Consider the following 12,037-nt stretch of genomic DNA (forward strand, 5'->3'; position numbering starts at 1 on the left):
ATACAAACAGTATATACATCTCTTCCCTAAAAGACTAATTATTTAACCTCTTTATGGTGCTTGTTTTTTTATTCAATATTTATGGCGAATCAAAGTCGTGCTTTCGAGGAAATCGCTTTCAGAACTGCATAGCGAAAAGGATAGCGAGGGTTTACTGGTCGAAATGTTTCAGTGTTTGGAATGAAGCTTTGTTTGGCTATCCGCCGCCCTGCTTTGGGTTGGCCTTTAGCCATAAGCCAGGAAGAGCGCCTGTCTTACGGCGTCGGCTCACCCTTGGCGCTGGGCGGCTTAGTGATTTCATTGAGTCTGGTGTGTTTAATCAGATCTGCTTCTATAGTTAGTTGCCGGCTAGCGGGGGAATCGCTTCTTGGGTCTGGCATTTGTGGAGAGAGTAAGGGCTTGCTGGTCGAAATGTTTCAGGGTTTGGAATAAAGCTTCTTGTGGCTATCCGCCGCCCTGCTTTGGGTTGGCCTTTAGCCATTAGCCAGGAAGAGCGCCTGTCTTACGGCGTCGGCTCACCCTTGGCGCTGGGCGGCTTAGTGATTTCATTGAGTCTGGTGTGTTTAATCAGATCTGCTTCTATAGTTAGTTGCCGGCTAGCGGGGGAATCGCTTCCCTTTGAATATGTGAAGATAGCGCGGGTTTGATTGCCGAATCGCTTTGGTGTTTGGAATGAATCTTCTTGTGACTATTCGCCGCCCTGCTTTGGGTTGGCCTCTTGCCGTAAGCCAAAAAGAGCGTTTGTCTTACGGCATCGGCTCAACCTGGGCGCTGGGCAGCTTAGTGATTTCATTGATTCGAGTTTGTTTAAACAGATCTGCTTTTTTGCGGAGTTGCCGGCTAGTGGGGGAATCGCTTCTTGAAGAATGGTGTGTTGTAATGAAGTACTTGAAGCAAAAGCTAGTTGAATGATGAATGCCTTGAAATATCAGAGACTCTCCCGCCTTATATACTTCTCTCGTGAAAAACGCCATAAAAAAACCCGGCTGATGGATAGACTAACACAGTAAATTGAGACACTATAAAACACCTTCGAGATGGTACACTTACCACAAGTACTGAAATCGGAGGTGTTTTTGCATGGGCAAAAACGTGTATTCAAGCGACGTCAAATGGGCGGTCGTAAAAGACAAAATGAGTGGCCAATTCACGAATCAAGAAATCATGGAGAAATACGGGATCAAGAATGTCTCCCAGATCAAGACGTGGATGAAATGGTATCGAAACAATGAGATCCATCGATTCGACCAACCGATTGGCAAGCAATATTCGTTCGGTCATGGGCCGGAATTCGCCAGTGAGTTGGAAAAGAAAGATCGTCAAAATGCCCATCTGCGGATGGAGAATGACATCTTAAAAAAGTATTTGGAGATCGCAAAGGAGTTGGAAAACAAGTAATTCTCCAGTTGGTGGATCAGTATCGCCGGAAATATACGGTCACGGCGATTCTTACCGCATTGGGGGTAGCACGTTCAACTTATTATCGGTGGATGGCCGAAGGCATCTCCTATGAACTAACCCAAGTCGAAAGGGATCTGATTGCATTGTGCAAGCAGACCCGGTATCGCTATGGCCACCGTAAAATTAAGAAGTTGCTCAAATCAAAATATCAGACAGTCCGGCATCGCAATACCATTCAACGCTTAATGCAAAAACACAATTTGCAATGTCGCATCAAGAAGAAGCGAAAGTGGAAGTCGCAAGGAGAATCGGTTGTTATCGCTCCCAACCTTTTGGCACGGAATTTCACTGCTTCGGCCCCGAATCAAAAATGGGTCACGGACATCACCTACATTCAGTACGGCAGTTCGACCTTGTATCTTTCCGCCATCATGGATTTGTTTAACAACGAAATTGTGGCGTACCGGCTCTATTCGCACCAACAGACCTCACTTGTCGTCGATACCTTATATGCGGCTCTAGAAAAGCGAGGCTATCCAGAAGGGGTCATTGTCCATTCGGACCAAGGGAGCGTCTACACCTCTCACGCCTATCAACAGGTGCTTCAACAGAAGCACTTAGTAAGTAGTATGTCGAGGCGTGGAAACTGTTGGGATAATGCCGTCATTGAATCGTTCCACTCAAGTATCAAGTCAGAGGAGTTTCAATTTGTTAAATTCAATTCCCTTCCGAATCTTCACGTGATTGAAAAAGTGAACAACTACATCCAGCATTATAACGAAGATCGGATTCTAACAAAATTAGGCTACTTGTCGCCCCGAGAGTTCGGGGCGCAAGCAGCCTAATAAAGGTGTTTTATGGTTGTCTCAAATCGCTATGTCAGTCTAGGATCAGCCGGGTTTTGCTTATTTTAGGATTTTAACTTTTACGTTTTTGCGTCCCCATTTAAGCGCTTGGCTTTGAGTCGGGATGAAGACGTCGATTTTCTTGCCTTTGATTGCGCCGCCAGTATCTCCAGCGATTGCGGTGCCGTAGCCTTCCACCCATACTTTAGAACCGAGCGGGATGACTTTCGGATCGACCGCGATGACTTTAAGCCCTGGGTTCTTTTTCAGGTTAATGCCTGTTCTCGTGATTCCAGAACATCCTCTGCAATACGCCGTGTAGGCTGTTGATGAAACAGTGAATTCCTTCGCCACTTTATCTTTGCTTGAAGATGATGTCGATGGTTTGGAGATAGTTTGCGCTGTTGTTTTTTTCAACTTCAATTTTTGTTTCGGGTAGATTAAATTCGATTTCAAACCGTTATATGATTTCAAGTTAGTTACAGATACTTTTGTCTGTTGGGAAATTTTATAAAGCGTGTCGCCGCTTTTGACTGTGTAAACATTCGATGCTGCAGAAGTCGTGAGTGAAGTGCCGAGCAATAAAAGCATTGCCATTGTTAAAGCCGCCAATAATTTTTTCAAGTTCCTATCCCCTTTGCGTATCGGATGATTGTGCCTTGCGTAAATCGGTTGAAAGCTTTTCAGTAAAATTAAAATAGCACGGGAAGGTTACAATCATGTGACAGCATTAGGCATATTTGATTACAATTGCGCTTTTTTTCGTGACAAAAGAACCCGCTCCATTAAAATTCTATATTCAACAATAGAAAAAAGGCCCTTTCCAAAGCTTTCAAAGCTCGGAAAAGGCCTAAGATTATTTTTTCGCTTTATGGACTTTCAAGGTTTTTCCTTTGACGGTTTTGTCTTTCATCGCCTTCAAGACATGCAGCCCCTTGCCATTCAAAATGTCGATGTACGTGACAGTGTCCTGGATTTTGATGATGCCGATATCTTCCGCCGTGACGCCCGGTATGCTCGTCAGCGTCCCGACAAAATCGACAGCGCGCAGCTTTTTCTTTTTGCCTCCGTTGAAATACAGCTTCATGATGTCTTGGTTGAGTGCCGCAGCTTTATGTTTCTTCGGCTTCTGGCGGCTCTCGATTTTGTCTTCAAATGCCGGTTTCGCCAAGGCGACCTGCTCTCTCGACGGCCGTTCGACACGCGGGATCTCAAACCCTAAATAGTCTTCCGTTTCTTTCAGGAATCTGTCTTCGAACGGCGTGACGAATGAAATCGCTTTGCCGCTCTTGCCAGCACGCCCCGTGCGACCTGCGCGGTGGACGTAGCTTTCCTTCTCGAGCGGGAAGTCATAATTGATGACATGGGTAATGCCGTCGATATCGATGCCGCGCGCCGCGACATCGGTTGCGACCAAATAACGGAATTCGCCACGGCGGAAATCATCCATGACGCCAAAACGGTCTTCCTGGGTCATGCCACCGTGCAATTGGTCGCTTGTATAGAACAACCGTTCAAGCCCTTCCGACACTGCATCGACCTGGTCTTTCGTGCGGCAGAAAATGATGCAGCTGTCCGGATTCTCGACCACGGTCACGTCGCGCAGCAACTGGAATTTATCCTGTTCTTTCACGATGACGAGTGAATGCTCGATACGCTCTTCCAAGGTATCAGCGGCCTGGATTCCGATATAGCGCGGAGAGCGCATGAAATCACGCTGCAGCTTTTCCAGGTGTCCTGGGAATGTTGCTGAGAACAGCATCGTCGTCCGTTCTTTCGGAAGCTGTTTGATGATCGATTCGACTTGTTCGATAAAGCCCATATTGAGCATTTCGTCTGCCTCATCGAGCACCAAATACTCGATTTTCTCGAGCTTCAACGTGCCTTTTTCGATATGGTCGAGCACGCGGCCCGGTGTTCCCACGACGATATGGCATTTTTGCTTCAATTCTTCCTTCTGATAGGCAAACGGGTGCTTGCCGTAGATTGCTGCAGCTTTGATGCGTTTGAAGCGGCCAATATGGGCGATGTCTTCTTTCACTTGGTCGGCAAGTTCACGTGTCGGGGTCAAGACCAGCGCCTGGGGCTTGTTTTCTTCCCAATCGACCAGTTCGCACAGCGGAATGCCGAATGCGGCTGTCTTGCCGCTGCCTGTTTGTGATTTGACGGTCAGGTCATGTTTTTCAAGAGCGGCCGGGATGACTTGCTGCTGTACTTCGGTCGCTTCTTGGTAGCCAAGGCCTTCCAGCGCTTTTACGATCGGCTCGCTGATGCCGTAATCTTTAAATTGGTTCGTGTTCATAAGTTCTCCTTCTCCGTTCATCTGTCTTATCTCTTCATTATGGCACGGATCGGGAAGTTTTGCAGTTAAGCGATTATTGGCATTATTGGTCGAGCAGGCTGACGGAAACTTTCACATCGAGCGACTGGCTGCCGCCTCTGTAGACGCCTTGAACCGGACTGACATCGTTGTAATCTCGGCCGACGCCGACACGGATATGGTTTTCCAGCGCTTCGACATTATTGGTCGGATCGAGCCCGACCCAGCCAATGCCAGGCACCATGAATTCCACCCACGCATGGCTTGCCGCATCGCCGACAAGCGCTGAATCTTCACCGACGTATAAATAACCGCTGACGTAACGCGCCGGGATATGCTTGCTGCGCAAGATGCCAAGCATAACGTGCGTGATGTCCTGGCAGACGCCTTTTTTCAAGCCGAATGATTCGCTTGCTTTGGTCGTTACGGTCGTTGACTCCCCGTCGTATGTGAAATGGTCAAATACGTATTCGGTGACATCGATTGCGTATTGCACAGGGTTGGTCATCGCCCCGAGCTCGCGATCGACCAACTCCATCTGTTCCGGGGTGATGTACGTATAAGCCGTATTGCTCAAGTACGCCATATAATGCTCCTTAAACAATTGGGAGTGGAAAATGACGTTCATTTCCGGCGAATAATCGATGCGGTGGATGAACGGGCTCTTCTGGATGCTGACGATGGACGTCGATTTCACTTCCAGGTGTTGATGATGTTCGGCAATGAAAAACGTCTCGACGTTATTGCCGAAAATGTCGACATGTTCTTTCGTCAAGGTAGCCGGCGTAATATCCGCACGGTAGGACAGGAGGCGCTGGCATTCATCCGTTCTTGGTTTCAGGCGGATGGTGTTCATACTTTGGTCGACAATTGTTTCATAATCGAAAAGATTAGTATGCTCAATTTTGTATTTCATAGAAGTTATTCCTTTCATATCCATCCCTTGGGATTGGAACGCCATAGCCGTTTCCGCTTCGGGATCGGTCAAATAATAAGTGCTGGAAAAAATCCGGCTGATTTCGTTGCAGCCATCCTGGAAACGGTTCAGGAAATGCATCAATTCATCCGAATCAAGAGATTCAATATCCGTCTCGCTGAAGGAAGTCCGGACTTCATCGAGTTTTGCGTACAACTCCCATGAATAATGGGATACTTTGCCTTCTTCAAGTTCTTCAACTGCAGCCCGCACATGGTCGAGGCAATAGCGGATCGATCTCGGGAAAGTTTTGTCCGAGATCAAAAAGCCCAGTACTTTCCTTGGCTCCATGCGCGGTGGATTGCTCTTCAAGAACGCGTTATAGCCGTTCGTCATCCTGAGCGCAGCCAACCAGAAATAATAATCATCGGTCTTTTCTTTCCTGACACGTTCACGCGTCCTCTCGCAGACGACATTCAAGATGCGTGCCGTCTTTTCCGCGCGTTCAAGCCATTTGGCGATTTTAATCATTTGATACGCTACACCACGGGACATTGAAGACTCGACAATTCCCTGGGAAATAAGCGAAGTCGTTTTGATGTTTTCCAGGAACGACCTCATGTCACGGACGGAACTGTTCTTCAAATCCATGTCCGCAAGCGCCAAATACGAACGGTTCCAAGTCTCCCAATAATCATCGGGGATATGGTCGCGGCTGATGCGGGCATTTTCACGGACCACCATCGCGCAGCTGGCGACTGAATTGGAATTTTCCTGCGCCATCGCTAAATATTGCACAAGCTCCGATTCTTCATAAGTCGGGTTGGCTTTAATACGGCGCATCGTTTCAGTCGAATCACAGATCTCAAAAATCAGCCGCCAATCCGAATCGCGCACCAGCTCTTCATCGGCCGCTTCGATCATCTGCAGCAATTGCACATCGAGGATGCGCGCATTGTTCTCCGCCCGCTCGACATTCCGGGACATCCAATACAATGAATTTGCAACACGGCTTAACATTTACGCATCCTCCCCTTCTTCTTTCTTTTTGAACACCCACGTGTCTTTTCCGCCGCCGCCTTGTGAAGAGTTGACAACAAGCGATCCTTCTTTCAGCGCGACACGGGATAATCCACCAGGCAGGACGTGGGTCGTTTCGCCTCTCATGACAAATACCCTCAGATCCACGTGGCAAGGGTAGAACTTGTCTCCTTGATAAGCAGGTGCGCGTGACAGCTTGATCGTCGGCTGCGCTATATACTGATGAGGCGTTTCGATAATTTTTTCCCTGAACTCTTCGATCAGCTCCTTCGAGGCATGCGGGCCGACGAGCATATCGTATCCGCCGGATGCCCCTACGTTTTTGACGACGAGCTCTTCAAGATGCTCGAGTACCCATTCCCGATCTTCGGGCTTATCAAGCAAATAAGTTTTCACATTGTCGATGATCGGTTCTTCTTCCAAATAATAGCGGATCATCTCCGGCACATACGCATAGATGGCCTTGTCATCCGCGACACCGTTGCCGACCGCATTCAAAATCGCGACATTGCCTTTTTGGTAAGCTTCCATCACGCCCCGTACCCCGAGCGCGGAATCTGAACGGAATGCTTCCGGATCCAAAAAATCGTCGTCGATGCGGCGGTAGATGATATCGACGCGCTTCAGCCCTCGGATCGATTTCATGTAGACGATGTTATTGCGGACGACCAGATCGCGCCCTTCGACTAAATCCATGCCCATCTGCTGGGCCAGGAAGACATGATCGTAATAAGCTGAGTTGTACATGCCGGGAGTCAATAGCACCGCAAACGGTTTGTCTTTTCTCCCTTTTGGAGCATGGTCCAAGATCGAATCGTGCAGGAAGCTCATTTGATGCTCCAGCGTCCTCACCGAATGGTTGACGAAAAACTCAGGATATACTTGCCGCATGACGTAACGATTCTGGTACACATATGACAATCCAGACGGGTTGCGCAAATTGTCTTCAAGCACATGGTATTTGCCGTTTTCGTCGCGAATTAAGTCGATCCCCGCCAGGAAAATATGATTGCTAAGCGGGATGTCGACACCTTTCATCTGCTTTTCATAATAATAGGGATTGTCTTCAACTAGATGCCGCGGCACGATTCCCGCTTCGATAATTTGCTGGTCATGATAGACATCATCCAAAAAACGGTTCAGCGCTTCTGCACGCTGCGTCATTCCTTTTTCGACTACTTCCCACTCTTCCGGCGGGATGATGATCGGCACAAAGTCGAACGGCATCGTCCGCTCCGTCCCTACATTATTATGGTAGACAGTGAAAGTGATGCCTTGTCGGAGAAACGACAACTGCGCCGTTTCATGCTTTTCCCTTAGTTCATCTTCTGAAAATCGCTTGATCACTTCATGGAAGGTTTCGTAATGGGCTTTCGGTTTTCCATCGGGCGTAAACATTTCATCAAAAAATGGACTGGTTTCATAGTTGTTAAACACGTGGCCGAACCCCCTCTGTCAGAATACCGCCAGTAACTGCCGCTGATTTTTAAAAGATATGAATTTTCTGTCTACTGGAGGGAAAGAAAAAGCCATGCCCATGCTCGGCATAGCTGTTCTTTGTTCTATTATAACCGAAGTTATTTTTTCGTTGTGCCATCATTTGAAGAATTGCTGGAAGATGAATCGGTTTCTGGATGCTTTTTCAGCGATTCAGCATAGGGAGTACTGCCGCCGAATGCGCCGCCGCTCGGTTTATCGGCTACCGTAGAGGAACCAGCAGACGAGAACGAATCTTTATTCGCCGAAGATGTCGATTGGTCCGTTGAAGAATCCGAGCCTTTTGTCTCGCCGACATCGTCCTGGACGGTCTTGTTCGCTTTATCGAGCGCGTCTTTTTCCTTATCCATCATTTGCTGCTGCTTTTCGATCGTCGTTTTGACCGTTTCGACCGCTTTGTTGATATGAGGCTTCACTTTGTCGACCATGCCTCCCGATTGCTCGTTGAAGCGGTCCAAATTCTTTTTGATATTTTCTTTCATGTCAGCTGTACTTGTCGAAGAGCTGCCTGTATTTTGCGTGCTGCCGGTTTCTGACTTTTTCTGTGTCATCGCTGCCCCGATTGCTGCACCTACCCCGAGCAATACGAGCTTGCTGAAAAATCCACCTGATCTTCTTGCCATTTTATGACCTCCTTCTCCATTTAATAAAGCTTAGTGTAGTAAGTATAGACGGAATTGCCTATTTTTAAACATCGCTTCCCAAATGAAAAAGGACACTCTTATGGAAGAGCGCCCTTTACGGTGTATCTATTAATTTGCCTTCTTCTAACAATACTTCCTTGAATGCTTTGACGACTTCTTCATCATATTGGATGCCGATCAGCTGCTCGAGCTCGTTCATCGCATACTTGGCGGTGAACGCAGAACGGTAAGCACGGTCTTCCGTCATCGCATCGAAAGTATCGCATACGCCGATGATTTTCGCCTCGATTAAAATCTCGTCACCTTTCAAACCGAACGGGTAACCACGCCCGTTCACCCGCTCGTGGTGCTGCTCGACGATGTCAGCGATATCTTTATAAGGGGTATCCCGAATCATATCAGCACCGTCTCCCGGATGTTTTTTCACCAGGTCGAATTCTTCGTCAGTCAGTTTGGAGGGCTTTTTCAACACTTCTTCAGGAATATTGATTTTGCCGATATCGTGGAGGATGGATGCCAGGAATAAAGACTCCATATGCTCTCGCGTTAATTTCAACTTTGCAGCAGTCTTAACAGCATAATTAGCTACTCGGGCGCTATGGTTAAAAGTATAACGGTCCTTTTGCTCAACTCGTTCGCCAATTTTTCTTAATTCTTCGATGATTTTACTTAAATAATGAAATACAGGAGCAGTTGATACGGAAAAAAGTGTCACTGTATCGATAACCCTAAAAGAAACAGGTACTTCCAATTCGTTACATGAAAAGAAACCATCCTTACTTAATGTAATGATGTTCCCTTCCACTTCCGCCTGAATTTCTCCTTCTAATATATAATAAAATTCATGAGCATCGGCAACTTCACTTGGAAAAAGGATAAAGCTATTATCTTTAAGAATTGTTTGTTTTAGAAGTTCCAGACCTCCCCCTCTTCCCAATAAAGACAGAGTGGTTGTATCATTTTCAATTTTTTCCAGATAGTTCCCCTTTAATATATCCAAGCCTCTCACAAATTCACTTCCCTTATATAAAAAAAATGAGAGCAAAGTTTCCTCTACTCTCATACTACTCTTTTTAACTGATATCTACAATATACTCACCAAGAAACTACTACAATCGGGTCAATCAAAGCGGTTCTGTCGCCGAACTGGATGTCTACATAAACCATGTCTACAGTAAGTCCTGCAGCAGTTGCTCTATCCATCCCTTCAACTGTCATGTTCTCAGCTTTCTCTTGAAGTTTAGTGATCAGCTTTGTGATTTGTTCTTCGTACTTCGCCGTTAACTTTTCCTGTTTGTTAACATCTGTTTCTTCCGCTAACTTTTCTGTGTATTGAGCGTATAGCTTGTCAGCTTTTTCTTGGTTTTTAGCGATTTCCGCTTCGATCTTCGCGTTCACCTTGTTGACATCGGCAATAGCTTCTTTTTCTTCTACTGTCATAGAGTCTTCAAAGTTATGGAATGGCACATCGTCTACAACTGGAATGTCCGATGCAAACGCCCCTGTCCCCATTGATAAGATCATTATGAACGAGAAGATGACGGCTGCGATACTTTTCTTGAACATGCGTATTCCTCCTGAGTTGATTTAGTTTTTTTGAAGAAATGGCGATCGCTTATCATTTTTTTGCTGTTGTGACTGGTGGCATAAGCGACCGATAGTCCTACATTCTTCAGTATATACGCACTAGGACTTTTGCACAATAACTCCTGCAAAAATTTACAATAAAGAAATTATTTAATTATTTAAAGTTATTAAAATAATCAATTTATTAACCTTTCCCTTTTATCCTGATTTATAATCCCAAAAAAGAAAAAGCCTGCAATGAAAAATTGCAGGCTTTTTTCGTTCAGTCACACTTATTAAGGCAATACCGTACTGCCCATCAAATACCGGTCGCATTCCCGGGCCGCTTCACGGCCTTCGTTGATCGCCCAGACGATCAAGCTCTGGCCTCTGCGCATATCGCCAGCCGCAAAGATGCCTTCGACATTCGTGCGGTAATCGCCGTATTCAGCTTTTACGCGTGAATTGGCGTGCGTTTCCACATTCAATTGGTCGATCAGCAGCTGTTCAGGTCCGCTGAAACCGATAGCGATCAGGACCAGGTCCGCTTTCCATACTTTTTCCGTACCGGGAATTTCTTCGCGGATACGGTTGCCCTGCTCATCGATTTTCAGCTTTACATTGACGGTATGGACTTCTTTTACATGTCCGTTTTCATCGCCGACAAATTTCTTCGTCATGACCGCGTAAGCACGCGGGTCGTCACCGAACGTTGCGGCTGCTTCTTTATGGCCGTATTCTACGCGGTGGATTTTTGGATACTGCGGCCATGGATTGCCTTTTTCGTCACGGAGCGCGCCTTTTTGATCGTAGACATCGAATTGCACAAGGCTCTCGCAGCCGTGGCGTACGGAAGTTGCGAGACAGTCTGTCCCCGTGTCGCCACCGCCGATAACGATGACGTTTTTTCCTTTTGCCGAAATATAATTGCCGTCTTCCAAATTGGAATCGAGCAAGCTTTTCGTGCTGGAATGCAGGAAGTCCATTGCGAAATGCACGCCTTCTAAGTCACGCCCTTCGACATCGATGTTGCGGTGCACAGTCGCGCCGGTCGCCATGATGACCGAATCGAAATCATCACGCAATTTCGTTGCAGGATAGTTTTTGCCGACTTCAACATTCGTCACGAACGTGATGCCTTCCTGCTCAAGGATTTTAACGCGGCGCATGACCATGTCATACGGCAATTTCATTTCAGGGATCCCGTAAGTCAACAAGCCGCCGATACGGTCGCTTTTTTCGAACACCGTTACGGTATGGCCCGCTTTGTTCAATTGGGCTGCAGATGCAAGCCCGGCAGGACCCGAACCAACCACAGCCACTTTTTTGCCGGTGCGGTGTTTCGGTGGTTCCGGAACGACCCATCCTTCCGCAAATCCGCGTTCAATGATCGAGCGTTCGACCGTGCGGATGGCGACAGGCGGTTCGTTGATCCCCAGAACACAAGCCCCTTCACATGGAGCTGGGCAAGCAACACCGGTGAATTCCGGGAAATTATTCTTCAAATGTTCACGGTGAAGCGCTTCTTTCCATTGGCCGCGATAGACAAGATCATTCCACTCCGGAATCAAGTGATTGACCGGGCAGCCGGTCGTGCCATTGTCGAGATCCATGCCGGTCTGGCAGGTCGGGACGCCGCAATCCATGCAGCGCGCCCCTTGCTTTTGTACTTCCTGTTCAGATAGCGGAATCGTATAATCTTTCCAGTCTTTCGTCCGCTGTGCCGGGTCGCGTTCTTTTACAGTCTGACGGTCATATTCCATAAATCCGGTTATCTTCCCCATCGTTTCCCTCCAGTTCGCATATT

9 protein-coding genes and 1 pseudogene are annotated in these 12,037 nt (G+C 47.2%); 1 reads left to right on the forward strand and 9 read right to left on the reverse strand.

The genetic code is table 11. From position 1 onward, the window contains the following. Window positions 1-1,080: 1,080 nt before the first annotated feature. A protein-coding gene (locus M1Q06_RS14700; protein ID WP_434400202.1) for an IS3 family transposase occupies window positions 1,081-2,246 on the forward strand; the annotation gives its coding sequence in 2 pieces (ribosomal slippage) (window positions 1,081-1,357 and window positions 1,357-2,246; 1,167 coding nt in all). A gap of 60 nt (window positions 2,247-2,306) precedes the next feature. Here the strand turns inward: M1Q06_RS14700 and M1Q06_RS14705 are convergent. The 9 genes and pseudogenes from M1Q06_RS14705 to M1Q06_RS14745 all read right to left on the reverse strand — a co-directional run bounded on the left by M1Q06_RS14705 (window position 2,307) and on the right by M1Q06_RS14745 (window position 12,014). Further along, window positions 2,307-2,870 (reverse strand): 3D domain-containing protein, encoded by a 564-nt coding sequence (locus M1Q06_RS14705; protein WP_434400310.1) that lies wholly within the window; start codon window positions 2,868-2,870, stop codon window positions 2,307-2,309. A 232-nt stretch (window positions 2,871-3,102) separates the two neighbouring features. Then, window positions 3,103-4,548: a DEAD/DEAH box helicase gene (locus tag M1Q06_RS14710; RefSeq protein WP_434400311.1), complete on the reverse strand. Its 1,446-nt coding sequence runs from the start codon at window positions 4,546-4,548 to the stop codon at window positions 3,103-3,105. 82 nt (window positions 4,549-4,630) lie between these two features. Continuing rightward, a complete protein-coding gene (locus M1Q06_RS14715) occupies window positions 4,631-5,482 on the reverse strand; it encodes a transglutaminase family protein (protein WP_434402890.1) in 852 nt (283 codons plus the stop codon). 87 nt (window positions 5,483-5,569) lie between these two features. Further along, window positions 5,570-6,502 (reverse strand): annotated as a pseudogene (locus M1Q06_RS14720) (alpha-E domain-containing protein); the annotation flags it as partial. Beyond that, on the reverse strand, window positions 6,503-7,960 hold the full coding sequence (locus M1Q06_RS14725; protein WP_434400312.1) for a circularly permuted type 2 ATP-grasp protein: 1,458 nt from the start codon (window positions 7,958-7,960) through the stop codon (window positions 6,503-6,505). A gap of 140 nt (window positions 7,961-8,100) precedes the next feature. Continuing rightward, on the reverse strand, window positions 8,101-8,643 hold the full coding sequence (locus M1Q06_RS14730; protein ID WP_434400314.1) for a hypothetical protein: 543 nt from the start codon (window positions 8,641-8,643) through the stop codon (window positions 8,101-8,103). A gap of 115 nt (window positions 8,644-8,758) precedes the next feature. Further along, window positions 8,759-9,673 (reverse strand): HD-GYP domain-containing protein, encoded by a 915-nt coding sequence (locus M1Q06_RS14735; protein WP_434400315.1) that lies wholly within the window; start codon window positions 9,671-9,673, stop codon window positions 8,759-8,761. 86 nt (window positions 9,674-9,759) lie between these two features. Further along, window positions 9,760-10,230 carry a hypothetical protein gene (locus M1Q06_RS14740; RefSeq protein WP_434400316.1) on the reverse strand — a complete coding sequence of 157 codons (471 nt, stop codon included), beginning with the start codon at window positions 10,228-10,230 and terminating at the stop codon, window positions 9,760-9,762. Between the two features lie 296 nt (window positions 10,231-10,526). Beyond that, window positions 10,527-12,014, reverse strand: a complete 1,488-nt coding sequence (locus M1Q06_RS14745; protein WP_434400317.1) for a glutamate synthase subunit beta — start codon at window positions 12,012-12,014, stop codon at window positions 10,527-10,529. Window positions 12,015-12,037 lie beyond the last annotated feature (23 nt).

It is taken from the genome of Planococcus sp. 11815 (assembly GCF_051096385.1).
Classification (GTDB): Bacteria; Bacillota; Bacilli; order Bacillales_A; family Planococcaceae; genus Planococcus; species Planococcus citreus.